Here is a 26,036-nt window from a genome sequence, read left to right on the forward strand (position 1 = left end):
TCACAACGCTTTAATCAATGAATAAATTAAGCCGCTGGGGTTTCTTTTACATAGAGATCCATCTGCGGATATGGAATAGCTATACCTGCTTCATCTAATGCAATTTTGATCTGTTCTAGAATTTCGAAATGTGCTGGCCAGTAATCAGAGCCTTTGACCCATGGGCGAACGACAAAGTTAACTGATGAGTCTGCTAACTCAGCTACTGCCACTGTGTATGCAGGATCTTTGAGTACATACTGACTGTTATCAAGGATATTAGTTAATACTTTTTTCGTCTCTGCAAGATTAGCGTCATAAGAAACCCCAATCACCAAATCTAAACGACGAGTTTCCATCGCTGAGTAGTTAACAATGTTGCCATTCATCATCGCCGAGTTGGGTGCGATAACAACCTTATTATCTGGCGTAAGTAGTCGAGTCGAGAAAATAGTAATTTCATCAACAGTGCCCGCAATGCCAGCTGCTTCAATATAGTCACCAACGCGACAAGGTCTAAACAGCACCATCAATACCCCCGCAGCAAAGTTAGACAGCGAGCCTTGCAGCGCTAAACCAACCGCTAAACCCGCAGCACCAATCACAGCAACTAAAGATGCGGTCTGTACGCCAATCTGCCCTAGTGTAGCGACAATGGTAAATACAAATACTAAAGCCCAAGCGATATTGGCAACAAACGACACAACCGTATTGTCAACTTTACGTTTATTCAACAGCTTGGTTGTCAGTTTTTTTGCAACATTCGATAGGAACTTACCGATGACAAAAATGATAATGGCAAAAACAACCTTCATGCCATAAGTCACGATTAACTCAGGTGCTTGTTCCATTAACCCTTGCAAGTTATCCATTTATATACTCCATCAAATTTAAGAAATAACTATTGAACAATAACTACAAACTCTACACGTCGATTGAGTGCTCGCCCGTACGCGCTTTGATTTGTCGCAACAGGAAACAAACTCCCCACGCCTTTAATCTGAAATCGATTAGCAGCAAATCCAAATTGCTCGACTAATGACTTTTTTACTTTATCTGCTCGTTCAAGTGATAGTTGCAGATTAACATCTGGCTCCCCTACTGAATCGGTATGCCCTACAAGCTGCAAAATCACATTCGTTGAGCTAAGCCAACGTGCTAATCGCTCAAGCACTTGATATTGTGATAACAATACATCGGCCCTTGCAAACTCAAACCTAACTGCCACAGATGACAATTCGGTGTCAGAGCAGCCTTCCGGATACCACTGTGCATGACTTGTTCTGAGACATAATTGAGGCATCACCTTTATGCCCTGTTTAGTCATGCCAGACTTAGGACAGCCACTCGCATCGACAGCGACTTGAGGCGGCGTATCGCCACACGCATCTTTGCGATCCGGCACACCATCCATATCACTATCTTGCCAAGGTGCAGCGAGTATATTTGCCGACGCAAACGAGGCAACTAGTACAAAAAGTGCTAACTTCGCCATAAACTTTTACCTGTTAATTAGCATTACACTCTGCTGCTATTCGTTTCACCAGCATCATGTTTAACCCTAAAAGTTACAGTCACAACTACAATCTACGGCAAACAGCCAAACTACAAGTCGCAATATATTAACCTAATCAATACAAAAACACAGCAAGACTGACTACCTAAACAACACAAGCATAGCTAAAATCTACTATTTTTCGATTTTAGCGACTAAAACCTATTCTGAATTACCTCAAACGAGCTTAAGACAGTCAACGTTATTATCCTGACCCTGCCGGCCGTCAAGGCTAAAAGAGATAACGATACTGCAGCTGCAATGTACGCGGTGCGCCTAGGCTAGCAATAGGATATTCAGCCTTGTGACCATGCTTAAAAATACTTTGAGTCACTTCACTATCAAATAGGTTGTCAATGGTCAGTGACACTTGTTGCTCTTGCATCGGCGTGATCCAGGCTTGGATCCCGAAACTGGCTAATAGGTAATCCCCAGCTATCAGTCCATAATCAACAAACTCTCCCACATACTGACCACTTACCCAAATAGAGATGTCGTCATTGAGATCATAACTAAGCTTTGCAAACCCAGTATATTCAGGGATCCGTTCAACCTGCTCCCCAGTGTCTTGTCTTTGAGCCGAGGCATAACTGCCACTAAGTTCCATTAATAACTGCGCAGATAACTCACTGACAAGATGTAAGTCGATACCGTAACTTTCAACACGGGCATCGAGATTGTCGTAAATAAATTCAACCTCACTAAGCGCCCGTGGCTCAATTAGGTTATCAATAGTGCGCCAGTAACCATCAACAGTTACCGAGATATCACCTTGATATTGAAGCCCTAAATTGACGCTTTGGCTCGTTTCAGCAACGAGATCGGCATTACCAAGGGTTCCCACTTGAGAATGCAGCTCTGAAGCTGTAGGTTGACGATATCCATTACCTAAGCTGGCTTTTAACTGTAGATCTTGTGCAATATCATGAGCCAGAGCAAAATTACCCACCCAGATGGTTTCATCATTAGCTAAACGATTGACCCTAGCACCAACCGACAGTTGTGTATCTGGCAAGGCATCGATATGGGGTTGATACTGACTAAATAAGGAGTAAGTTTGATCTTTTTCTGCAGTGAATAGCATAACCTCATCAGCCCCCTCATACTCCTCATACTGTCCACCTAACACCCACTGACTCCCAGCTTGTGTCTGATAGTTAGCACTCACCGTCGCCCCCAACTCTTTAAAGCCCCAATATTGCTTCCAATATGTCACTGCCGCATTACCCTTTTCATCTTGAGTAATTTCACTGTAGCGAGAGTCCCAATGCTGGTAATTGACTTTAGCTTGCAGCAGCAACTGTTCTGTCACCTGTAACTGCCAATCAGCATATGCAATTGTTTGTTTACGCTGGTTCTCACTTAAAATCGCATCATAAGCTAAGGGCCGCTCAAGCAGGCCATCACTGTATTGGGCAAAAACCGTCAGCTGCTGATTATCGCTTAGCGCCCAACGGAGTTTCGCATTCAAGTTATTCATTTGGTAGCCGCGCTCTTTATCTAGCGCGGCTGTGGGTGAATACTCTTCATCGGGCCAAAGCGCGTAACCTTCAGATTGACTGGAGCTAGCAGCTAAGCTCAATTGCACCGATTCAATTTCACTGCTGACAAAACCTGAAAGGTCATAACTGGGAAGCGTGTCAGCAGCAAGACTCAACTCTCCTGAGTCACTGCCTTGATAGCTTTTAGTGATGATATTGATGACACCCGCAATTGCTTCAGAACCAAATAGCACACTTTGAGGCCCTTTGATCACTTCGATACGCTCAATCAACATAGGATTGATACTATCGGTATAAGTCGAGCCATAAAGACGGTTATTTAGACGGTTACCGTCCAAAAGCCACAAAATATCTTGCGGTCGGCTACCTTGTAGCGAGTAATCAGTATCGGTATGGCGTCCGGCCCGTCCATTTGCGAACAAGCCCGGAACGAATTGACTTAAGATTTTATTGATGTCCACTCCACCGGCGGCGTGGATCATCTCATTGCTGATAATCGTCACATCACTGCCTAGGTAGACATTAGTATACGTACCATCATCGTGATATTGCACACCATGAACGGTGATTTTCTCGATATCATCTGCAAATGTGAAAGGTGAAACGATGGATAAAGTGAGGGCCAGCAGTTTGAGTTTGTAATGCATTTTTGTATGTCCATATAGTGATAAGCAAATGTTTAAGCTCATTTTTTCAACACGGACTATATATACCCATCATTTAAAGGAATCTGATTAAGATCAATTCATAAGCCAAAAGTATGACGAATTTAAAAAAAGTATTACCACTCTAATCTCTCCTACCATAAGTGCAGACAAGATTAAATAACGACCAAATAAAAAACCGCGACTTTCTGAAAGTCGCGGCTTTATTAATACTTACTCACCATTTTGAGCTTAATATTGTCGTAGCACCAGTTAAATGCCACTGCATAAAAGAAGAAAAAGACTAAGAATGCCGCTTCAATTGCTAACGCTTGCAATAGCGTCATCTCTAAAAACCATGCGATGGCAGGTACAGTTATAAAGATCAGCCCACCTTCAAAACCACAAGTATGACCTATGCGCATCTTGAGGCCTCTATTGACTCTGTCGCTACCGAACTGTTTATCAAACCAGATATTATAAAAGTAGTTCCAAACAACGGTATAAAGACTCAAGCCAACGCCTACCGCCAACATAGAAGTTGCTTGTGTGCCCGATAGCATTGACGCCGCAGGAACGATAATCGCTAAGGCAATAGCCTCAAATAAAATAGCGTGAATGATTCTGTCTTTAACTGTCATGATAAATAGCCCTAAAGTTAAGTTGCAGCCATTATCATCTTTAACTACGATACATAAAAATTAGATACCATCACCTTTACTGATATGTTGACCATTGAACAACTGTATTCATTTGTAACGACCGTCGAAACGGGCTCTTTTTCGGCTGCGGCCAGAAAGCTTGGCAAGGTTCAGTCTGCGATTAGCCAACACATTATTAATCTCGAAATCGATACCAACCAGACACTGTTTGATAGAAGTCATCGATACCCCATTTTGACACGCGCAGGCGAACAGCTGCTGCCTCAAGCCAAAGCCGTCATAGCTCAGCATCAACGCCTTAATCAGCAGGTGCAAGCACTAGACAAACAAGATGACTTAAAGCTTACTCTTGCCGTCGATGAAGGGATCCCCTATGACAAGTTCACGGCACTGTTGAAGAGCCTTTCGACTCAATATCCTGAGTGTGAGCTTGAACTATTTTGTGCTTCCAGTTTAGATATTATTCACCTAGTCGATACTAAACGAGCCGACTTGGGCATAGTGTTTAGCGAGTTATCCTATCCACATAGCTTAGATTTTGAATCCTTAGGCGCCGTCCAGTTTGAGCTATTAGTGAACCCAGAGCACCCTCTAGCCCAAGAAACCTCATCCCATATCGACGTGCTTAAGCTGCATCGACAACTCATCATTGGCTCTAAAGAAAAGCAAAAAGGTTGGTTTAATACGCCACACTCACCCGATGTATGGCATGCCGATAACTACTACATGTTACTCGAACTCGCCAAAGCTGGCTTTGGTTGGGCTTTGCTGCCACTGCATCTTTGCGAAGAAACCATTGAGGCTCGACAACTGTGTAAACTTCAAATTGATTTCGAGCAACTGGGTTGGCAAGCTAACGTCGATGTTATTCAACATAAGAGTCGACTGGATAACCCGTTTAATCGTCAGCTCAGAGTGTTACTGCGTGGCTTACTGAAATAATACCAATCTGCATCTGAAGCAATAAGACATAAAAAAAACGGCCATTTGGCCGTTTCTTGTTGTTTACTGATAGCTCAGTGACTAAAGCTCCATAACTAAAAGCTTACTTGCTTTCAGGCTTTGGTGGGTAGTTAAGTAATAATGCCCCTACCGCTTCATTAACCACTTCTACACGCTCTTCTGGGGTATCTTTATCACGCATCGTATCGGCGACTGAACCTCTCCAGATAAGCTTACCTGTTTTGGCATTAACCAAATCAAGGATCAAAGTACCCACTTCATATTCACGTACCGTGGTTTGCGTGTGACCAGCGCCACCACCCCAGCCCCAGCCTGGACCGTAATAAGGGTTATAACCATAGTTGGTGTTGAAAGTGTCGACATTAATTTTCTTATCAACTTTAGTTAGGTAGTTGACTAATACATCTGCGCTACCAACATCGGCTTTAGATAGGCCTTTAAGCTCCAGTTGATCGTCAACGGCTTTACGAACGCGCTGATCCATTAGGCCATCTAAATGGTATGTCGCATCAGCTGTTTTCTTCTCTACCCAAGCGTAGGTTTTCACTTCTGAAAAGTTTACACCTGGATCATAATCCGAGCTTGTTTTAAGTGAACTACATGCACTTAATGCTAACGCAGCAATGATAACCAATAACTTATTCATCTTATCTCCAACCATAATCTTTTATATTTTGAGCACTTATTAAGCCAGCTTACAGAGCTATTTATTAATCTACAACTCAATTTTGGTAAATACTCTTGTCAGACTTCTTGACATAGGCGTCAGCTCTAATGATAATGATTATCAATCAACAACCTTTTTATGAGAGTCACTATGTTCTGGTTTATCGCAGCTTTTGCCATCGCTACAGTAGTGTTTTTGGTCACACCGGAAAAAGTCTCTGACTCCCCAGACAGCCAGGCTTCGTTAGCCGATAAACTCAGTAAACACTCATTGATCATTCTGCCAATAGTCATACTGAGCTGGTTAATTGTCGCAATTGCAAGCGCTCCAGTGACCCACTTTGCAGGCACCGCAGTCGGATTTGTGCTGACCTCATGCTCTATTGCGCTACCCAGTACCCACAAGTATTTGGCTCCCTTAGCAACACTAACCTTTGCATCATTATTAATTGAGCTAGCACTGTATCTTTAATTTACTTGCATGTTTACCCACATACATACAGCTTGGTTAGAGCTAGTTTAGAGGTGGGTAAATACACAGATTCTCCAGCCTATCTCACCTACAAGTCCCTCGTGCGTTTGCGACTCTCACATTACCTGCATATTGATTGAGCTAGCGCGATATCTATAAAAGCCGTTTGTCAGACTTTCATTAGCCTGATAAACGGGTAAGTTTCTCTTAAGCTTCCTCTCCCGTAACGCGAGCATCTTTGCTAAACTGGCCACATTAGTTCATCAGCGACCACACAAATGAAATCCGATCCAAACGTATCATTAGTCTATAGCACCGATAGCGGCAGAATTGCCCCTGAAAAACAGACCCAATCGGCACCGGAAGGTGATGGCATTGTCAGAATTCATAAAGACAGCAAAGGCCGTAAAGGCAAAGGTGTTTCAGTGATTAAAGGCCTTGGCTTACAAGAAAAAGAGCTAAAAGCCTTGGCGCAAAAACTCAAGAAACAGTGCGGCTGTGGCGGCACTGTGAAAGAGTTTAATATCGAAGTGCAAACCGACAATAGAGAGCAAATTAAGACCCTGCTCGAAAAACTCAATTACACTGTCAAATTGGCTGGCGGCTAATCTAGTACTGATTGCTATTAGCCTTATATGGAAAAGTCTATGGACAGTTTACAAAATCACTTTTTAATCGCTATGCCATCCCTGCAAGACACCTATTTTGAACGTTCATTGATCTATATCTGTGAACACGACGAGAAAGGCGCTATGGGCATAGTGGTCAATAAGCCCAGTGGCATTATCGTTGACGAGCTTCTAGAGCAGATGGAGCTAAGTGAAGAACCTGAGCCTATTAATACTCTCGCAAGAGAAGTGCTTGCTGGCGGCCCCGTCAATCCAGAGCGCGGTTTTGTGCTGCATACAACACAAGACTGCTGGAGTAATAGCGATGCAATTACTCCCGAGGTGATGCTAACTACATCCCAAGATATCTTGGCCTGTTTAGGCTCAGATAAGGCACCAGAGAAGTTTGTAATCGCACTGGGTTACGCAGGTTGGACTCGTGGCCAATTAGAACAAGAGCTCGCAGAAAACACTTGGCTATCTATCCCAGCAAGCCCTGAGTTACTGTTTGACATCGAGCATGACAAACGTTGGCAGCTGGCGACTGAGTCTCTGGGATTTGATATCTGGCAGCTATCTCAACATGCTGGTCACGCATAAATACCGCCTTTTAGCGGCATAGAATAGGAAAGACAAAGATGGGCGATAAAAGCGTCTTAGGCTTTGATTACGGCACCAAGAGTATCGGCATCGCTATTGGACAAGAGCTTACCGCAAGCGCTAGACCACTGCTGTCGATAAAGGCTGTAGACGGGATCCCTAAGTGGGAAGAGATTGGCGCACTCATTACCGAGTGGAAACCCGATCTTGTGGTTGTTGGCTTACCTCTTAATATGGACGGTACCGAGCAAGAGATGACCCAAAGAGCGCGCAAGTTTGCCAATCGCTTAAGTGGTCGCTTTGGCGTAAAAGTTGAGACTCAAGACGAACGTCTCACCACCGCTGACGCTAAAGCAAGGCTGTTTGAGATGGGTGGCTACAAGGCACTGACTAAGGGACAGGTTGATGCCATGTCTGCAGTACTGATTGTTGAAAGCTACTTTGAAAATCAGTACGGCGACTAATATTAATCAGTATAAGAAGAGGCTTACCCTCAATACTGGTAAGTTAAGACCAAACCTGATCCACCAACAAAAAACGAAGAACCCAGCACTAGCTGGGTTCTTTGCTTTGAAAGCGATTTACCACGAAGCGCTCTCTTCGTTTGCTCTAAAAACACACCTAAATGTGCGGCTTAACGATATTCGCCATCATTTGAATATGTGCATCATCGTCATTAAGCGCGGCAATATAGCGATAGTTCTCACCACCCGCCTGTTCAAAGATCTCACGGTTTTCGCCAGCGATCTCTTCAAGCGTTTCTAGGCAATCTGCACTAAAGGCCGGACATACCACAGCGATGTCTTTAATCCCCTGTCCTGGTAAGGCTTCCATGGTGGCATCGGTATAAGGCGTAAGCCACTTGGCTTTACCGAAACGAGATTGGAAGGTGGTCATATACTGCTCTTCAGTTAACCCAAGCTTCTCGACCACCAGCTTAGTGGTCTTCATACAGAAACAATAATAGGGATCGCCCAAGTGCAAGTTACGCTCCGGCATGCCATGGTATGACAGCACTAATTTTTGCGGCTGACCATTAAGCTCAAAATCTTTAGCAATCGATGCGGCGAGAGCATCAATAAAGTCAGGGTGATCATGATAGGTATTGATAAAGTGTAACGCAGGCAGGTAACGCCACTGAGCCAGCTCTTTGGCGATTGCATCGAAAGCCGACGCCGTTGTTGGCGCCGAGTATTGGGGGTACAGAGGCAATACCACCATCTTGTCTATGCCCTCTTTATGCATCCTTTGCAGCGTCGATGACACCGACGGCTGACCATATCGCATGCAAAAATCTACCGAAACATCTTCGTCAGCCTTGTCAAAATGCTGCGCCAGTTTTTGGGCTTGGCGACGAGTAATATCCATCAGAGGCGAACCTTGCTCGGTCCACACCTGTTTGTAAAGCGCCGCCGACTTTGCCGGGCGTACACGTAAGATAATACCGTGCAAGATAAGCATCCAAACGAGTTTTGGGATCTCAACTACACGGGGGTCAGCTAGAAACTCCGCCAAATAACGCCTGACCGCCGGTGCGGTGGGCTCATCTGGTGTGCCTAGGTTAACTAATAACACCCCCGTCTTGCCACGCTGCTGGTGGCCGACTTCCTTGGTTAGTCCTAAATACTTAGCCAAGATAACTCCTTAACTTAAAATTATATTTATAATCATTGCCGATACGCTTTACTCAGCTTTGAGATCAATGCCATTCGAAAAAAAACAGGCAATAGAGTCTATTGCCTGTTTTTCAATCCCATCTCAATTTAATCTAAATTAAGTGTGACTCCATCCATAGAGCTGGTGCTAGTCGTATCAGAGCTTTGTAACTTGATCATCAGTCGCAGATCGTTTGGTGAATCCGCATGATGCAATGCATCGGCATAGCTGATCTCACCGTCGCTATAAAGTTTCAGTAAGGCTTGGTCGAACGTCTGCATCCCCTGCTCATTCGATTTAGCCATGGTATCTTTAAGAGAGTGCAGCTCATTCTTCGCGATCAAACTGGCCACACGCGGCGTATTAATCAATACCTCAATCGCCGCACGTCTTCCAGTGCCATCACTCTTGGGCACAAGTTGCTGCGCCACAATACCGCGCAAGTTTAACGACAAATCGAACAGCAACTGATGGTGTTTACTCTCCGGCACTAAGTGCATGATGCGGTCGAGCGCTTGGTTAGCATTGTTAGCGTGCAAGGTCGCCATACAGAGGTGACCCGTTTCGGCAAATGACAGGGCAAACTCCATGGTTTCTTGGCTACGAATTTCACCAATCAAAATCACATCTGGCGCCTGACGCAGTGAGCTTTTAAGCGCCGCATCGAAAGACTCAGTATCGATACCCACTTCACGCTGAGTGATAATGCTTTGTCTATGGTCGTGAACAAATTCCACCGGATCTTCAATCGTCAAAATATGACCACGAGCATGGGTATTACGATAACCCACCAGTGCCGCAAGTGAGGTCGACTTACCGGTTCCGGTACCACCGACCATAATCACTAGGCCACGCTTACTCATCACAAGATCTTTTAGGATGGGCGGCAACATCAAGTCATCGACTTCAGGGATCTGAGTCTCGATACGGCGCATCACGCAACCTGGTGACTCACGCTGCCAAAAGGCACTGACACGGAATCGACCAAAATCTTTCGCCGAAAACGCAAAGTTGCACTCACGAGACTCATGAAACTCCTGCTTTTGCACGTCCGTCATCAATGATTCAACAAAATCCAAAGACTGAGCAGGAGTAAAAGCATTCTCACCTAAGGGGCGCAGCTCACCATCAACCTTAGCGCTAGGCGGAAAGCCGGCGGTTATAAATAGATCCGAGGCTTTACGCTCAATCATCACCTTTAGAAAAGGACGAACATCCATAGACTAACTATCCCTATTACTTATTACTTGTGACTTATTAGAAGTTTGCTTGCTTATTCGAACTCTTAGACATGGCATCTTCACGGGTGATCTGCCCACGGTTAACCAAATTCTGTAAACACTGGTCAAGCGTCTGCATGCCGTGAGCCATACCCGTTTGGATTGCCGAATACATCTGCGCGACCTTATCTTCACGAATAAGGTTTCGAATCGCAGGTGTTCCCATCATGATCTCGTGAGCTGCCACACGACCGCCGCCTACTTTCTTAATCAGGGTCTGTGAAATAACCGCCTGCAGAGATTCTGATAACATAGTTCTGACCATGCCCTTTTCACCTTCAGGGAATACATCGACCACACGGTCAATGGTTTTAGCCGCTGACGTGGTGTGCAAGGTGCCAAATACTAAGTGACCGGTTTCAGCCGCCGTCATCGCCAATCTAATGGTTTCAAGATCTCGCATTTCACCAACGAGGATCACGTCAGGATCTTCACGCAGTGCACTTCTCAGTGCGGCATTAAAGCTATGAGTATGGCGATGCACCTCACGTTGGTTAATCAAACACTGCTTATTTTGATGTACAAATTCTATCGGATCTTCAATCGTCAAAATGTGGTCGTGGCGATTTTCGTTCACATAATCGATCATCGCCGCCAAGGTAGTACTCTTACCCGAGCCTGTAGGACCTGTGACTAAGACTAAACCACGAGGGAAACTTGAGATTTTCTTGAAGATCTCCGGCGCACCTAACTGCTCAAGGCTCAAGATGTCACTAGGAATGGTACGGAAAACCGCCGCCGCACCACGAGACTGGTTAAAGGCGTTAACACGAAAGCGCGCAAGACCCGGCACTTCAAACGAGAAATCTATCTCTAAGTGCTCTTCATAATCCTTACGCTGCTTATCGTTCATGATGTCATAGACTAAGCTATGTACACCTTGGTGGTCTAAAGCGGGTAAATTTATCTTTCTCACTTCACCATCAACACGGATCATGGGAGAAACACCCGCTGAAAGGTGTAGATCTGACGCATTGTGTTTTACACTAAAGGCAAGTAACTCTGTGATTTCCATAGTTTGGGATATCCATTCAACCAAAAACTTACAACATGACAACAATAACAGACAGACTCGCAATCGCCCATAGTCGGATTGCACAAGCGGCGCAAAATTCTTCTCGCCGAGCAGAAGATGTACAACTCCTTGCCGTGAGCAAAACAAAACCCAATGAGCAGATCATCCAAGCCTATAATGCAGGACAACGCCGCTTCGGTGAAAACTATGTGCAAGAGGGCGAATCTAAGATAAATACCCTAAACCAAGAGTTCCCTGATATCGAGTGGCACTTTATCGGTCCACTGCAATCAAATAAAACCAAAGTGGTTGCGACTTTATTTGACTGGATGCATACCGTTGACCGCGAAAAAATCGCCCAAAGGCTTAATGAGCAACGCCCTGAGTCGATGTCACCGCTAAATGTGTGTATTCAGGTCAACATCAGCCAAGAAGCGAATAAGTCTGGCGTTGCGGCCTGTGAAGTACAGGCACTAGCTGAGAAGATTGCCCAGATGCCTAAACTCGCATTACGCGGTTTGATGGCCATTCCATCGGCCGATGTCGATGAGCAAACGGCCACAAAAGAGATGGCAGCCTTGCAAGCACTGTATAATCAATTGGCTCAAGGTTTTGCTAGCATAGATACTCTTTCTGTCGGCATGAGTAATGACCTAGAACTTGCCGTTGCCCATGGCTCAACCATGGTGCGTATTGGCAGCGCTATTTTTGGCGAGCGTGATTACAGCAAGGCATAAACGATACCAGACCGATTTAGTAGCAATATGAAAATTGTTTAATAACATTAAACTCGTATTGCTCTTACTCGGCCAAATATTAATGGGTAAAATAGCGCTTACTGAAATAGCACTTAATATTAGTGCAAAAGATATTCGGTGCAGCTAACTAAAACAAAAAGAGATCTCCATGACACAGAAGAAAGTATGCTTTATTGGCGCAGGCAATATGACCCGCAGTATCGTCAGCGGCTTAGTAAAAAGCGGCTACAACCCAGAGCTAATCGAAGCCACGAATCCAAGCCAACCTAAGCTCGATGCCATGGTCAAAGACTTCGGTATTAAGGTATCGAATAACAATTTAGATGCTGCGCAAGCAGCCGATGTTATCGTTCTCGGCGTGAAACCACACCTGATGCAAGTGGTCGGTGAAGAGCTAAGCGGTCTGGATCTTTCTAAAAAACTGATTATCACCATAGCCGCAGGCGTCACAGCCAAGCGTTATAGCGATTATTTTAAGCAAGAGATCAAACTAATACGCACTATGCCTAATACTCCCACCCAAATAGGTGTAGGCTTGACAGGGCTTTATGCGGGCGATGAAATATCAGCTGAGCAAAAAGCCATTTGCGAGACCTTAATGGCGACGGGCGGCGAAATAGTCTGGGTCAGTAAGGAAGATGAGTTAAACCAAGTGATCGCACTGGCGGGTAGCTCTCCGGCCTATTTCTTCCTATTTTTAGAATCTATGGTGGAAAGTGCTGTCAAAGGCGGTATGTCTGAAGTCACCGCGAGAGAGATGGCACAGCAAGCAGCACTAGGTGCGGCCTTGATGGTCAAGCAAAACCCTGATGTGAGCCTTGCTCAGCTTAGAGCAAACGTAACATCAAAAGGCGGCACAACGGCGCAGGCGGTTGAGACGTTTGAAAAAGGTGATTTAAGAGGTCTGGTCGATAATGCAATGAATAACTGTATCGCCCGCGCCGAAGAGATGGCTAAGCAGTACTAGTTTTTAAATTTAACTTGAACAAGTAGAGTAAATAAATGAATGCATTTAGTTTTCTAGTAAGTACGGTATTCGATCTATACCTGATGGTCGTGGTGTTACGGATCTGGCTACAACTCGCTAGAGCCGATTTTTATAACCCTTTCAGTCAGTTTATCGTCAAGGCCACTCACCCAATTGTGGGTCCTATGCGCCGAGTATTACCATCATTTGGCAGTTTCGATACAGCCTCTTTCGTACTCGCGATAACCGTTGTGGTGCTTAAGTTTGTTATCTTAAGCCTGATGGCTGGTGCGGCAATCAATGTACCGACCTTACTGCTTGTCTCTTTAGTTTCTGTGATAAAAGAAGCCGGCGTACTGCTATTCTGGATGCTGATCCTACGTGCGATTTTAAGCTGGGTAAGCCAAGGTAGTAACCCAATCGAAATGGTCATGGGCCAGTTAACTGAGCCGTTGCTTGCGCCAATCCGCCGTATTTTGCCACCAATGGGCGGACTAGACTTATCACTGCTAGTGATGATGATTATTCTTAACTTCGTTAATATCTTGCTAGCGCAATACATACCATTCTGGGCTAACGTATAGTGACACCAGCCATAATGCAGCAGGGCGACCTGCTGCTTCAACTCTATATTCAGCCTAAAGCCAGTCGCGACCAAATAGTTGGCTTACATGGCGAAGAGATTAAAATCGCCATTACTGCGCCCCCTGTAGACGGCAAGGCCAACGCCCATCTGACTAAGTACCTATCGAAAGCCTTTAAAGTCCCTAAAGGGGATATCGAAATAACTAAAGGCCAGATGGGACGCCACAAGCAAGTTAGAATCACCGCACCTAAGCTTATCCCCGATGAAGTACAAAACCTTTTGTAACCTTATAGTTATAAGATGTTTAAGGCGTTAAGCTCAACTAAGCTCTATACTGTTAACAAGATATCTTCCTAAGGAAAACGAATATGGTCCGTTCTTTAACCATGATGCTAATGCTCTGTTTTTGCCTAAGCAGCAACGCATTTGCCGAGCAGAAAGAAAAAGTAGGTAACTACGATATCCACTATGTTGCCCTTAGCAGCACCTTTTTAACCCCAAGTATTGCCAAGTCTTATGGCATCAAGCGTAGTAGCTACACGGGTATAATTAATATTGCCGTGCTCGATACCAGCGTTAAGGGTAACCCTGCGGTACCCGTTGAGATTTCAGGCGTCGCCAATAATTTACTCGATGCCAGAATCGACTTAAAGTTTAGAGAAATTCGTGAAGGCGACTCTATCTATTACATCGCCGAAGTCCCTTACCGTGACGATCAAGAGATCAACTTTAAAATCGCAGTCAAGTACGGTAAAAAGCTCAACACCACACTTAAGTTTAAACAGAAGTTCTACGTCGAATAATCTTAAGTAAAATCGAACATACAGGGGCCTAGCGCCCCTATTTTTGTAACGTTAACTCTATCGAAAATCCCGTATCTCGGCTATTATTGCCGCCATTATTTTCAGACTCATCTACAGGCATCCCATGAATCAAATCGTCCTTGCTAGCGGCAACAAAGGTAAACTCAAAGAATTTTCTGAATTGATGGCCGATTTCGGCGTTGAGATTTTGGCTCAAAGCGAATTGAACGTAGCTGAAGTACCAGAAACTGGCACCACATTTGTTGAAAATGCCATTATTAAAGCGAGAAATGCAGCTGAAGTTACTGGTCATGCAGCCATTGCCGATGACTCGGGCCTAGAAGTTGATTTCTTGCAAGGCGCACCCGGTATTTACTCGGCGCGTTATGCCGGCGAAGGTGCTAAAGATGAGCAGAATTACACAAAACTATTAACTGCCCTTGAAGGCCAAACACAGCGTAGCGCTCGCTTTCAGTGTGTATTGGTTTATATGCGTCATGCTAAAGACCCAACTCCAATCATCTGCCAAGCGTCATGGGAAGGCACTATTGGTTTTGCTGCGCAAGGCGAAAACGGCCACGGTTACGATCCTATCTTTATCCCTGCAGAGCACGAGTGTGCTGCAGCAGAGCTAAGCAGTGATGAGAAGAATAAGCTAAGCCATCGCGGTAAGGCGTTGGTACTGTTAATCGAAGCTATGAAGCAACAAGGTATCTTTAACTAATGTTAACCCTGCCACCGTTAAGCCTTTATATTCATATTCCTTGGTGCGTACAGAAGTGCCCATACTGCGACTTCAATTCCCATGGCCAACATGGTGAACTGCCGCAAACAGAATATGTCGATGCACTGATAAAAGATCTCAAGCAAGATCTGCATTACGTGCAAGGTAGACGTTTACATACAATTTTTATCGGTGGCGGTACCCCCTCTCTGTTCGATGCCGCGCAGATTGGCCGCTTATTAACTGAGGTCGATAAGCTTATCCCTTTTAGCGACAATATCGAAATCACCATGGAGGCCAACCCAGGTACGCTAGAGCATGATGATTTCGAGGCCTATTGCCAGGCGGGCGTGACCCGTCTTTCAATCGGAGTTCAGAGCTTCTCAAGTGACAAGCTCAACTTACTCGGGCGTATTCACAATAAAGACGAAGCGCATATTGCCGCCCAAAAGGCTAAAACCTCTGGCTACCAGAGCTTTAACTTAGACTTGATGCACGGCCTGCCAAACCAAAGTTTTGATGAAGCTCTTAGCGACATTGAGACCGCGGCAGAGCTTGCTCCGCCTCACCTGTCTTGGTATCAGCTAACGATTGAGCCTAATACTCTGTTTCACTCTAAGCCGCCACAACTTCCTGATGATGAAAATCTCTGGCAGATCTACGAGCAAGGGCAAAAGCGTTTAGCTGCTCTGGGTTACCAGCAGTACGAGATCTCGGCTTATGCTAAAGAAGGTTTTCAGTGCCGACATAACCTTAACTATTGGCAGTTTGGTGACTACTTAGGAATTGGTTGTGGCGCTCACGGCAAAATAACCCAACTTGATGACAATAAAATTGTCCGCACAGTCAAGATTAAACACCCTAAAGGCTATTTAGCGGCGGATAACTACACCTATGAAACAACAGAGGTGGTAGAGGAAGACAGAGCCTTAGAGTATCTGATGAACCGCTTGCGCCTAATGAGCCCCATTCCTAAGCTGGAATTTGAGCAGCGTACAGGTTTAAACAGAGACACCATTAGTGACGGAGTTAAGCAAGGCTGTGCTAAGGGCTTAATGACTGAATCGGATGAACACTGGCAGCTAACTAGCAAAGGTCACATGTTCGTCAATGAGTTGCTGTCACAATTCCTATAGTCAGCATAACAGCTTGCTAATAATCGTTAAGCTACTGAATAGATTGATTAACAATCAAAAATTCAGCAACTTAGAAATATTTGCTAACACTTAGATCAAAAAATTAACCGGCGGCTTCTTTAGGATAACAATCATAATTCTAAGGAAGCCTAAAAATGCCTATAAAAACAAAAGTTAGCCTTATTGCCCTCTCGCTCTCATTTGGGCTCAGCGCCAGCACTATGATTGGCGCCTCCGCCATTGCCGCCCCAACTTCTGCTTCACTATCTAGTCCAAGTGAGCCTGTTGCCCATAAGGCTGAGACTGAGTCTGAAAGAGCCAATGCCTTATTCGAAAGCATTTTCATGGAAAATGTCATGGCAAGCCCTATCTCCCAAACCCACCTTGGCATTAAAACCGATTACGATAAATGGGATGAAATGGGTGATGACGCTGATGATGCCGCCCTTGCCCGTGACAAAAAACATTTAGCTCAACTTCAAACAATCAATTCGAGTAAGCTGGATAGGCAGACTCTACTTAGCTACCAACTACTGACGCAAAAGCTTGAGCAAGCCATTAAAGATGATAAATGGCGATACCATAGCTACCCCGTTAACCAGATGTATGGCGGCCATTCACAAGTTGCTTCTTTCTTAATTAACCAGCACCAAATTGGCAGTGTCGAAGATGCCAAAGCCTATATAAGCCGCCTACAAGGTGTACCTAAGCGATTATCTCAGCTGCAAACGGCCTTAGAAGTACGTGAAAGCAAAGGTATTATTGCGCCTAAGTTTGTCTTTCCTTACGTAATCAACGACAGCAAAAACATCGTGGCAGGCGCGCCATTTACAGCAAATGCGGCTACTGACGAAATAGTTGCAGACAGTGCACTTTGGGCCGACTTTAAGCGTAAAGTGGCAAAACTTGAGATCAGCGATAGCGACAAAGAAAGCTTATTACGTCAGGCAAAGCTAGCTCTTTTGGAAGATGTAAAGCCGGCTTACGACAAGCTTATCGCCTATATGACCAAGCTTGAATCTAAGGCAGATACCCGCGATGGCGCTTGGAAGTTCCCTCAAGGTGACTCTTATTACAACAACGCACTCGCGCGCACAACGACAACCGATATGAGCGCCAGTGAAATCCATGAACTTGGCTTATCGGAAGTGGCACGTATTCACAGTGAGATGCGTGACATCATGAACAAGGTAAACTATGAAGGTTCATTGGCTGAGTTCTTTAAGTTTATGCGTGATGACGAGCAGTTTTACTATGCCAATGACGATAAAGGTCGCCAAGCCTACTTAAGTGAAGCCACCGCGCTTATCGACACCATGAGCGGCCGCTTAGATGAAGTGTTTAAGGTCAAACCTAAGGCGCCGATGATCGTAAAGCAGGTCGAAGCCTTTAGAGAAAAGTCTGCCGGTAAAGCCTTTTACAGTAATCCATCACCGGATGGCAGCCGCCCAGGCACTTACTACGCTAACCTGTATGATATGAAAGCGATGCCAAAGTACCAGATGGAAGCTCTGGCTTACCATGAAGGCACGCCGGGGCACCATATGCAGATAGCGATCGCTCAAGAGCTTGAGGCTGTACCTAAGTTTCGTAAGTTCGGTGGCTATACAGCTTATATCGAAGGTTGGGGACTATACAGCGAGTACTTCCCGAAAGAGATGGGCATGTACTCAGACCCATACTCTGACTTTGGCCGCTTAGCCATGGAGCTGTGGCGCGCATGTCGACTCGTGGTCGATACCGGTATTCATGCTAAGAAGTGGACTCGTGAAGAGTCTATCGAGTACTACGTCACTAATACGCCAAATGCTAAATCTGATGCCATAAAGATGGTTGAGCGTCATATCGTGATGCCATCACAAGCCACAGCTTATAAGGTGGGTATGCTTAAGCTGTTAGCGCTTAGAGATAAGGCTCAGCAAGCGCTAGGCGATAAATTTGATATTCGCGATTTTCATACCATAGTTCTGAAAAATGGCCCGGTACCATTAGATGTACTAGAAAGCGAAATCGACCTATGGATTGAGCAAAACAGTTAAACGAGTCCGAACCTTAGGCCTTAATGAAACCACAAATCGGTCACTGCTAACGTGGCCGATTTTTTATTTTATCCCCTTAATTAGGGGCATTAACAACCCACACTTAAGTCAAACTATCACTTTAGAAGACCCCGTTAACTTCTTCGCTCACTATCTTTTTAGGAAAAACAGATTCAACTTGTAGGAAAGCCAATCCTGATATGGTCTAGCCAACTATATGGATAGGTAAATACTCATGATTGAACACGCTTTAACCGATAGCGCCAGACTCGAGTTTGCACTCAGTATGATGGTGCACCAAATTTTTGTGCCTCTGTTTATCGGCCTTATGCTAGTCACGGCAATTTTTGAAACCTTATACGTCACCAAATCAAATGCTGAATATAAATCGGCAGCGCAATTTATTGGCAAGCTATGTTTGCCAATTGTGTTTGTATTAATCATCACGGGCATATTAACTCCTCCCATGCCAGAGGACTGGCAACAACTCGCTCTCTTTATCAACACAGTGTTCAGTGAATATGTCGGACTGCTAGGCACTATAGTGTCTACTGGCATGCTAATTTGGCTTACCGCTGTGACCCTGTTCTATGTCGGTTGGCAACATCTCCCTCCTAAGCTTCACCTTTTTATCACTTGGTTATTACCCTTTATCTGTGCCTATACAGAGCTACCTGTCATCGTCCTCAATGGCTGGATGCATGATCCAAGCTCAGCAATGCAATTTGATATCAACACCATGACGTATCAGGCAAGTTCGCTACTTGAGATTGTCAGCACTCCTATGGCAAGTACACGCTTTGCCCATATGTTTACTGGTGCGTTCTTAATCGGTGGCGTGACTCTTATCTCTTTGTCTTGCTATTACCTGCAAAAGAATAGACAACACGCCTTTGGCCAAGCTGGGGTTGTGATTGGCGCCAGTATCGGCTTGTGTTTCTCATTATTTGCCATGTTTAGTGGAGACATTCACGGCCGCGACGTTCATCAGGCACAGCCGATGAAATTGGCGCAACTTGAAGCCTTATGGGAGACGCAGCAAGATGGTGCAGATCTGGTGTTATTTGCACTACCGGATCAGCAGGCTGAGGAGAATAGATTCGAAGTTAAGATCCCTAAAATTCTAGGCTGGATGCTGTCGGGTACAGATGAAACAGAAGTGAAAGGGATCAAGCAGTTAAGATCTGAAAATATGCAGCGTATTCGCAACGGTTTATTAGCCCATCAGGCCATAACTGCTTACTCATCTTCGGCAAACAAACAGACCGATAAAGATCTTATACAAACCCACCAGCAAGATCTTGGCTATGCCGAGCTAGTTCGTAAATACAATCCGGACTTAATCGATGTAACCGAGGAGCAGATCCGCCTTGCTGCCAACTATACGGTCAACAATGTTAGTCTGCTATTTTTTAGTTTCCGCGTGATGGTCGGCGCTGGCATATTCATTTTGCTACTCAGTAGTTACTGGATTTTCCTAGCCATCAAAGGCAGAGTTAACAGCGCTAGCAGCAGATTACTTAAGCTTAGCACCTATGCCCTGCCGCTCCCATTCATCGCTTATTTATCCGGCTGGTTACTCTCTGAATATGGCCGTCAGCCTTGGGTGATTTATGAGGTTATGCCTACACTACAGGGCGCAGGGTCGTTTGCTTCAGGGCAAACCCATGGATTCCAGATCCCGACCTTACTCATGAGCTACGCCGCTCTGTTTCTGGTCTTGGCAGCCATATTGGCTCGCTGGATAAAACAAGGTCCTAAGCCAGCTAAAACAGCATCAACAAACGTAAAACCGGAGCCACTATGATCTATTTCTCTGTCATCTTTGTCGCTATCGCAGCGGCGATTATCGCCAATAAACTCGTTAAGCAATAGGTGAGCTTGTCTATAGTCATGACTTTACAGGCATGAGTGATTTAATGAGTCCAACGAGCCATTGATACAGTGGCTCGTTTCTATGGGTAGAAGGGATACACACCACAGAACTCATCTCATTGCCCGGCTCATCTAAGGGGAGTACTTTTAAGTTGCCTGTGCATAGAAAGCTCGGTAACGGTGATACATAGCTACTGTGTTCTAGGCAAGCTAACAAGCTAGGTAAGTCTTCACATTGCAAACGGACACTATGCTCAACCTCTCTTTTATATAGATATCGAGAGAAACGCACTATGTCTGTATTCCAACCTGGGATTTTCAGGATTGCCAGCGGAGATAATAAAGCCTCACTGGCGGTTAACGCAGTATGCTTAGCTCCTGTGACGAGTACAATCTCATGTCGTTGGAAGAACATGTTGCATAATAGATTGCGTGCAATTCTCATTCAAAAAATGTAGCCCTGCATTGATACTGCCATCGAGTATTCTCTGATAACTGTCCTCTTGCCATTGAACAATTTCAATATTGGCCATAGGCGCCTGCTCTGTTAACGCTAACAGCAGCTCCCCTCGATACAGGTGCATTAACGCCGCATTCGCAGCTAAGGTAATTTTACCTTTAAACAACCTAGGCTCGAATGAGTCTGAATCGAAGGCAGCATCAATATCCTTTTGAATCTTTGTCAATTTGGCGGCAAGTGTTAATGCATATGTTGTCGGCTCTAAACCAGATGACTGTCTGATAAAAAGCGGGTCGCAAAGCTCTTCACGTAATCGCTGTAAGTTTTTAGATATGGCGCTGGTCGTTTTACCTAAGCGCTGTGCGGTGCGGCTCATGTTTTTAGTATGAACTAAATCTAGTAACAACCTGATTTGATTCAAATCTGAAATATTTCTTTTCAAGGGCCACCCAGGTTAAACGAGTCAAAAAGTATAAATAGACACTTAGCAGATCTTATTAGTTCAATATCTTTAGCCACTGCAATTCAAAATTGTACTTATCATCACAAACAACTTATTTTTAGATAGGTGAAGTTTTAATCGTTGTGGTTGTTACATTAATTGGAAAATTAGCGGTTAAGGGGACATATGCCTGACAATACTCAAGTCGAGCCCAATAGAGAACTAAATCCAGAACTAAGTACAGAGATAGGGCCAAACTGGTTTGCCTCAGTAATGGGTACCGGGATCATTGCTAACGCCGCAGTCGGTTTACCTATAATTGGTAAAGATTTAAGCGGCCTAGGATTTGTTATCTGGCTACTCGCCGCCCTGATGCTTGTGGCCATGTTACTGATAAAGGTTATTCAGACAATTATCAGGCCCCATATTATCAAGCGACAATTCAATGATCCGGTAATGGCACAGTTTTTCGGAGCGCCGCCAATGGCAATGCTTACGGTCGCAGGAGGCACCATCTTGTTCGGGCCACAAATCATGGCCCCGGAGACGTCAATAACCATAGCTTGGGTACTCTGGTTTATTGGTACTCTTGGCGGGATAACAACAGCCGTGATTATCACATTTCGTCTTTTCACCCATTATAAAATCCGCAGTGACGCGGCGTTTGGCGGTTGGCTAATGCCCGTCGTCCCACCTATGGTCTCGGCGGCCATTGGCGCCATGTTAATCCCCTACGCGCCAACTCTCGCTATGCAACAGACTCTGCTGTACGCCTGCTATGCCTTGTTTGGCGTTAGCTTACTGAGTGCCCTTATTATTATCACTATGATATGGAGCCGCCTAGTTCACTCGGGAACATCTGGTGGAGCACGAGTCCCTACCCTATGGATAATCTTAGGACCTTTAGGTCAGTCGATTACCGCAGCTGGTGCACTAGGAACTGCGGCGCTGCTTGTGGTCGACGAACCGATAGCCACAGCCATGAATACGATGGCTGTTCTTTATGGCGTGCCGGTGTGGGGCTTTGCTTTTTTCTGGTCGATATTGGCGAGCTTACTGACATTGCGTGCACTGCGTAGAAAAATGCCCTTTGCATTGACTTGGTGGGCATTTACTTTCCCCGTAGGCACTTGCGTTACAGGTACAAGCCAGCTGGCATTACATACGGAACTAGAAGCATTTGAGTGGGCGGCAATTAGTTTATTTGTGGGCTTAATCTGCGCTTGGCTCATTGCGGCAATTGGCACTATAAAAGGCTTGAAAGGTGGCCATATTATGAAAAACCCAACCACCTCATCCCACGTTGTATCTAAGAAAGGTCAGCTTTAACCACACCTTGCGAACGCAACCGCTCCGCTGGCAGGAGCTAGGCACCTTGCCGAGGTCATATCAAACTGAGTACTGACTACTAACGCCTAACTCTCAAGACCCAAGTCATGAGCCCAGAGTCCTGAGCCCAGAGCTCTGCGAGTATTTAGTCATAATCACCGACATGAGGCACAGTAAAGCTTTTATCATTCCAAGGCCATGGCACTTTCGCCATAAAGTCTGCGAGCTCAGGCGTACCGGCATGTTGCTCACGGATCACTATCATGGTCCTGTTTACATGAAATGGATGAATGGGCTCTTGGCTACCAATGGCGATAAAGTACTCGGCAAGAGTCGCTAAATACTGCCCCTTATCAGCTAGACCTAGCACCGCATCGGCCATTATTGGTGCGCCTTTCAATCCCGACAAATCGGCGGCGCAGCTCCAACTAGCAAACTGCTTAATAATATTCCCTAATAACTCAGCGCCCTTTTCATCGTAAGCTGCCGAGGCAAACAGGTCATATTCACTCAGGACTGCACAGCCATTGACTTGCTGATTAACAAAGCCAAAAAATAGCGATGTCTGGCCACTCTTAAGGTAATGGGCCTCAAGTTTTGGCATAAGAGCATTAAGTTTTTCCAGCGAGCCAACCTTTGCTGCATTATCATTGACATCTTGCAGACAAATATCGACTTGGCCATTCAAGGTCGGTACTTCTGTGAGCCTAGTAGGCATCGCTAAGCTTAACGTCACTGGCTGGCAGACAACTGAGACAAGATTGTTGGCTGAATTTTCTTTGTAGCTTTCATTCAGGTTCTGACATTCACTAGCTGTATTGTGATTTGCTTCAGCCTGTTTATCTTCAAGCGGCATCTGCCAAATACACGCATCTTCATCTTCACCCACTGCCACTATTAATTGCTTATCCATTTGAGCTTTAATCACAACGGGCTCATGACCAAATACTTGTATGGAGCGCAGCTTGGCATTGCTGCTATCTTGCATCAATTTATACAAGGGTAATATAGACTCACCGGTTAACGACAACTGCTGCACCACGCCATCTTGCCAACCTAGCCAGATACTGTTGCCATCGGCCGAGACACTTGCCGATGTTAGGCATTCAGTAAACGTTTGCAACTCATCATGGAGACTTGAACTATTATCGCCAGCAGCAATCGCAGTTAATGATTCTACTAGTTCTTCAGCCTGATAATCCGCACAGATTTGCGATGGCTTAAGCGCTCTAACTTTACGGCTCCACATTACTTTTCTCTGCTTAAAATCGATAAGCTGCAGTTCAAAGTTAAAATAGGGATTCTCACTGACAGATTCGAGTGCCTCTACACTTAGTTCAGAAGCAACTGTAGCCTCTAATAAACTAACAGTCTCAGTATTGGCAAGTAGCGCAACACCGCGTTCTTTATCCATAAAGAAAGTATTTCGCACTGAGATCTCGGTCGGTGCAGGCTTGCCCTCGAGCGGATACACCTGAGTCTCACCCGTTATAGGATTAAAACTCACCAGCTGATGCATTCGGCGTTTTTCACGCTGATAAAATACAAACTCAGCACCTTGAACACACACCATGCTGCCATCAACAACCTTAAATGGCATTTCGTAGCGAGTGATGTTCGCCGCATTAAGCTCAAAATAGTTAACTTTTTCAGAGCTCTGCATGGATCGCTCTGGTGCTAACGCATTTTCGCAACAGAATGCAGTATCGACACAGAATAATGACTTCGCGCCGCGTCGCCCGCCCTGTTTCGCGCCAACGATCCAAAGTTTACCATTGCTGATGCAAGCATCCTCTGTCGGGTACAGGTCCAGCGATGCTATAGCTGACAGGCTAACCTTGCTCGAGTCGGCAAGATTAAATACAGCACTAAAAATCCGCCCTATTGAGTCCACAGCAATAAAGCGCTCATCATCAAGCCACTCAGCCAGTAATAGCTCACAATTACGGCTAGCAAGCAGTTCAAACTGACTATGCAGCTCAACATTGAATCCAGTCCGTTTAACAACTTGTAGCTGGATCAGTCCGTCGTAATATAAACGATGGTGCTGAAAAGAGTATTCATGTTGGCAGGCTTGTTTTGAGGTCGCTTCTGATGCGGTTTCAGAACCCGCGGAAAGAGAAAAAAACGACTTTATAAAATTATTCAATGTAATACACGTCTCATAAAATAAATGGCGCTACGAATCGGAGTGTGTGAAGTGTGTGAATAGACGGTTCAATTTCACTTAGAGTTTAAGGTGGTTAAAGCGTTAATTTCAAGAGCATTATTCTTAAAATAAGCAGTAGATCGGCTTGCAAGTTTAATGCTTAAAGAGCGTTAGAAAGTGAGAATATGAAAAAATAATAGGAAAAAATAAGCCAAGTTTGACTACAAATCTTGGCTCTAGCGAGTAACTATGACAAAAAAATTGAATTATTGCCCCCTATCCTTAGTCATTTGTTTCTTCTTATCACTCATACAATCATTTACCTCTGTGACATGGCCATTCGCTGTACCACATACATCCGCATACCACTGAACCTTTACACCTCTGATGGCCGTATGTTGGGAGCCAGCTTGACCATTCCAGCTAGCCTCGAGCTCGGCCTTACTAATGATATTGTAACCACCAAAACCTTGCCCTCCACCTCTAGCAAACACGTGGCCACTGGTCGATGCAATTAACACGGCGAGCAGCAAAAAATACTGTTTTCTGTTGAGAATATTCATTGTTCCATCCTTCTATATCCGATGATTTCCGAGCTAGGTATTGCTCATAGAAGGCTGGTATTCGCGGCCTTTCAGCGCTCAATTTTATGCTGAGATAGAGCATACCCAAAGGTAACTCACTGCATTACTCTCGGCTCATACTTCACGGATGTAATGTCAGTCGTTACTGTTAACTAGAACGCCTGAGGATCAGTTTTATTGCGCTTAGTTTGATTGCATTTGTAACAAGAAAATATGAGTGATGCCGAGGCAATAACTGGCTGATATATTGATTTTGCTAGGAGAGATTGAGAATAGGTAGAAAAATACCCCGGTTAAAAACCGGGGTAAACCAAACTAGGATGATGGTTTTAAGGCTGGTATTGTTTTAGTTATTAAAGCCTACCAGCATTGACACAAAACTGCTTATAGCGGCTCTGTATAGCATAAGTGAGAGGGGTCATTCTCAATTATGCTATAGGACTCAGAATTTTTTGAATCAACTGGTTACAATTGTATTAAAATGAGAACAAACTGCAACTGAAATGATTTTAAGTTGTTTATTAAAAACTGAGTTCAGCTTGAGTAAACGACCAAAAATTTCAGCTTAAAACATTGAATAAT

General features: G+C 44.8%; 27 protein-coding genes. 15 read left to right on the forward strand and 12 right to left on the reverse strand.

Annotation, left to right across the window (positions count from 1 at the left end; all coding sequences use genetic code 11):
- Positions 1–26 precede the first annotated feature (26 nt).
- The 4 genes from Q1A86_RS14905 to Q1A86_RS14920 all read right to left on the reverse strand — a co-directional run bounded on the left by Q1A86_RS14905 (position 27) and on the right by Q1A86_RS14920 (position 4,321).
- On the reverse strand, positions 27–851 hold the full coding sequence (locus tag Q1A86_RS14905; RefSeq protein ID WP_299807949.1) for a mechanosensitive ion channel domain-containing protein: 825 nt from the start codon (positions 849–851) through the stop codon (positions 27–29).
- Between the two features lie 29 nt (positions 852–880).
- Positions 881–1,474 (reverse strand): OmpA family protein, encoded by a 594-nt coding sequence (locus Q1A86_RS14910; protein ID WP_299807950.1) that lies wholly within the window; start codon positions 1,472–1,474, stop codon positions 881–883.
- Between the two features lie 292 nt (positions 1,475–1,766).
- On the reverse strand, positions 1,767–3,683 hold the full coding sequence (locus Q1A86_RS14915; RefSeq protein WP_299807951.1) for a TonB-dependent siderophore receptor: 1,917 nt from the start codon (positions 3,681–3,683) through the stop codon (positions 1,767–1,769).
- Positions 3,684–3,907: 224 nt separating this feature from the next.
- Positions 3,908–4,321: a PACE efflux transporter gene (locus Q1A86_RS14920; protein ID WP_299807952.1), complete on the reverse strand. Its 414-nt coding sequence runs from the start codon at positions 4,319–4,321 to the stop codon at positions 3,908–3,910.
- A gap of 84 nt (positions 4,322–4,405) precedes the next feature.
- On the opposite strand from Q1A86_RS14920, the gene Q1A86_RS14925 reads away from it, so the two are divergent.
- A complete protein-coding gene (locus Q1A86_RS14925) occupies positions 4,406–5,284 on the forward strand; it encodes a LysR family transcriptional regulator (RefSeq protein ID WP_299807953.1) in 879 nt (292 codons plus the stop codon).
- A 103-nt stretch (positions 5,285–5,387) separates the two neighbouring features.
- Here the strand turns inward: Q1A86_RS14925 and Q1A86_RS14930 are convergent, their stop codons facing one another.
- Positions 5,388–5,951 carry a DUF4136 domain-containing protein gene (locus Q1A86_RS14930; protein ID WP_299807954.1) on the reverse strand — a complete coding sequence of 188 codons (564 nt, stop codon included), beginning with the start codon at positions 5,949–5,951 and terminating at the stop codon, positions 5,388–5,390.
- 171 nt (positions 5,952–6,122) lie between these two features.
- Between Q1A86_RS14930 and Q1A86_RS14935 the strand changes: the two genes are divergently transcribed.
- The 4 genes from Q1A86_RS14935 to ruvX all read left to right on the forward strand — a co-directional run bounded on the left by Q1A86_RS14935 (position 6,123) and on the right by ruvX (position 8,115).
- The gene (locus Q1A86_RS14935; RefSeq protein WP_299807971.1) at positions 6,123–6,443 is read left to right on the forward strand and encodes a hypothetical protein; all 321 of its coding nucleotides are present in this window, start codon (positions 6,123–6,125) and stop codon (positions 6,441–6,443) included.
- 278 nt (positions 6,444–6,721) lie between these two features.
- Positions 6,722–7,051, forward strand: coding sequence for a stress response translation initiation inhibitor YciH (gene yciH / locus Q1A86_RS14940; RefSeq protein WP_202722472.1), 330 nt, complete (start codon positions 6,722–6,724; stop codon positions 7,049–7,051).
- A gap of 39 nt (positions 7,052–7,090) precedes the next feature.
- Positions 7,091–7,651, forward strand: a complete 561-nt coding sequence (locus Q1A86_RS14945; RefSeq protein WP_299807976.1) for a YqgE/AlgH family protein — start codon at positions 7,091–7,093, stop codon at positions 7,649–7,651.
- Between the two features lie 38 nt (positions 7,652–7,689).
- Positions 7,690–8,115, forward strand: a complete 426-nt coding sequence (gene ruvX / locus Q1A86_RS14950) for a Holliday junction resolvase RuvX (protein WP_299807978.1) — start codon at positions 7,690–7,692, stop codon at positions 8,113–8,115.
- A 157-nt stretch (positions 8,116–8,272) separates the two neighbouring features.
- Here the strand turns inward: ruvX and hemH are convergent, their stop codons facing one another.
- The 3 genes from hemH to Q1A86_RS14965 all read right to left on the reverse strand — a co-directional run bounded on the left by hemH (position 8,273) and on the right by Q1A86_RS14965 (position 11,602).
- Positions 8,273–9,286, reverse strand: coding sequence for a ferrochelatase (gene hemH, locus Q1A86_RS14955; protein ID WP_299807980.1), 1,014 nt, complete (start codon positions 9,284–9,286; stop codon positions 8,273–8,275).
- 128 nt (positions 9,287–9,414) lie between these two features.
- Complete coding sequence (locus Q1A86_RS14960; RefSeq protein ID WP_299807982.1) at positions 9,415–10,527, reverse strand: PilT/PilU family type 4a pilus ATPase; 1,113 nt, start codon at positions 10,525–10,527, stop codon at positions 9,415–9,417.
- A 37-nt stretch (positions 10,528–10,564) separates the two neighbouring features.
- On the reverse strand, positions 10,565–11,602 hold the full coding sequence (locus tag Q1A86_RS14965) for a type IV pilus twitching motility protein PilT (RefSeq protein ID WP_299807984.1): 1,038 nt from the start codon (positions 11,600–11,602) through the stop codon (positions 10,565–10,567).
- Between the two features lie 35 nt (positions 11,603–11,637).
- On the opposite strand from Q1A86_RS14965, the gene Q1A86_RS14970 reads away from it, so the two are divergent.
- The 9 genes from Q1A86_RS14970 (at position 11,638) to Q1A86_RS15010 (ending at position 20,422) form a co-directional block, all read left to right on the forward strand.
- The gene (locus tag Q1A86_RS14970; RefSeq protein ID WP_299807986.1) at positions 11,638–12,339 is read left to right on the forward strand and encodes a YggS family pyridoxal phosphate-dependent enzyme; all 702 of its coding nucleotides are present in this window, start codon (positions 11,638–11,640) and stop codon (positions 12,337–12,339) included.
- Positions 12,340–12,508: 169 nt separating this feature from the next.
- On the forward strand, positions 12,509–13,327 hold the full coding sequence (gene proC, locus Q1A86_RS14975) for a pyrroline-5-carboxylate reductase (protein ID WP_299807988.1): 819 nt from the start codon (positions 12,509–12,511) through the stop codon (positions 13,325–13,327).
- Between the two features lie 35 nt (positions 13,328–13,362).
- Positions 13,363–13,911, forward strand: coding sequence for a YggT family protein (locus Q1A86_RS14980; protein ID WP_299807990.1), 549 nt, complete (start codon positions 13,363–13,365; stop codon positions 13,909–13,911).
- Positions 13,911–14,198: a DUF167 family protein YggU gene (yggU, locus tag Q1A86_RS14985; RefSeq protein WP_299807992.1), complete on the forward strand. Its 288-nt coding sequence runs from the start codon at positions 13,911–13,913 to the stop codon at positions 14,196–14,198. The genes Q1A86_RS14980 and yggU overlap by 1 nt, the downstream gene beginning before the upstream one ends.
- 83 nt (positions 14,199–14,281) lie before the next feature.
- Positions 14,282–14,716, forward strand: coding sequence for a DUF4426 domain-containing protein (locus Q1A86_RS14990; RefSeq protein ID WP_220759767.1), 435 nt, complete (start codon positions 14,282–14,284; stop codon positions 14,714–14,716).
- A 124-nt stretch (positions 14,717–14,840) separates the two neighbouring features.
- Positions 14,841–15,440 (forward strand): RdgB/HAM1 family non-canonical purine NTP pyrophosphatase, encoded by a 600-nt coding sequence (rdgB, locus tag Q1A86_RS14995; RefSeq protein ID WP_299807996.1) that lies wholly within the window; start codon positions 14,841–14,843, stop codon positions 15,438–15,440.
- Complete coding sequence (hemW, locus tag Q1A86_RS15000) at positions 15,440–16,576, forward strand: radical SAM family heme chaperone HemW (RefSeq protein ID WP_299807998.1); 1,137 nt, start codon at positions 15,440–15,442, stop codon at positions 16,574–16,576. The genes rdgB and hemW overlap by 1 nt, the downstream gene beginning before the upstream one ends.
- Before the next feature lie 155 nt (positions 16,577–16,731).
- On the forward strand, positions 16,732–18,615 hold the full coding sequence (locus Q1A86_RS15005; protein WP_299808000.1) for a DUF885 family protein: 1,884 nt from the start codon (positions 16,732–16,734) through the stop codon (positions 18,613–18,615).
- Between the two features lie 235 nt (positions 18,616–18,850).
- Positions 18,851–20,422 carry a cytochrome ubiquinol oxidase subunit I gene (locus tag Q1A86_RS15010; RefSeq protein ID WP_299808002.1) on the forward strand — a complete coding sequence of 524 codons (1,572 nt, stop codon included), beginning with the start codon at positions 18,851–18,853 and terminating at the stop codon, positions 20,420–20,422.
- An 84-nt stretch (positions 20,423–20,506) separates the two neighbouring features.
- On the opposite strand, the gene Q1A86_RS15015 is transcribed toward Q1A86_RS15010, so the two are convergent.
- Entirely contained in the window at positions 20,507–20,905 is a 399-nt protein-coding gene (locus Q1A86_RS15015; protein WP_299808004.1) for a hypothetical protein, read from the reverse strand.
- Positions 20,886–21,392, reverse strand: a complete 507-nt coding sequence (locus tag Q1A86_RS15020) for a LysR family transcriptional regulator (protein ID WP_299808006.1) — start codon at positions 21,390–21,392, stop codon at positions 20,886–20,888. Before Q1A86_RS15020 ends, Q1A86_RS15015 begins: the two co-directional genes overlap by 20 nt.
- 186 nt (positions 21,393–21,578) lie before the next feature.
- Between Q1A86_RS15020 and Q1A86_RS15025 the strand changes: the two genes are divergently transcribed.
- A complete protein-coding gene (locus Q1A86_RS15025) occupies positions 21,579–22,721 on the forward strand; it encodes a TDT family transporter (RefSeq protein WP_299808008.1) in 1,143 nt (380 codons plus the stop codon).
- Positions 22,722–22,866: 145 nt separating this feature from the next.
- On the opposite strand, the gene Q1A86_RS15030 is transcribed toward Q1A86_RS15025, so the two are convergent.
- Together Q1A86_RS15030 and Q1A86_RS15035 are read right to left on the reverse strand one after the other, a co-directional pair.
- Positions 22,867–24,870: a hypothetical protein gene (locus Q1A86_RS15030; RefSeq protein WP_299808010.1), complete on the reverse strand. Its 2,004-nt coding sequence runs from the start codon at positions 24,868–24,870 to the stop codon at positions 22,867–22,869.
- A gap of 266 nt (positions 24,871–25,136) precedes the next feature.
- The gene (locus Q1A86_RS15035; RefSeq protein ID WP_299808012.1) at positions 25,137–25,433 is read right to left on the reverse strand and encodes a hypothetical protein; all 297 of its coding nucleotides are present in this window, start codon (positions 25,431–25,433) and stop codon (positions 25,137–25,139) included.
- Positions 25,434–26,036 lie beyond the last annotated feature (603 nt).

Origin of the sequence: uncultured Shewanella sp. (assembly GCF_947497935.1) — a bacterium.
Lineage (GTDB): Bacteria > Pseudomonadota > Gammaproteobacteria > Enterobacterales > Shewanellaceae > Shewanella.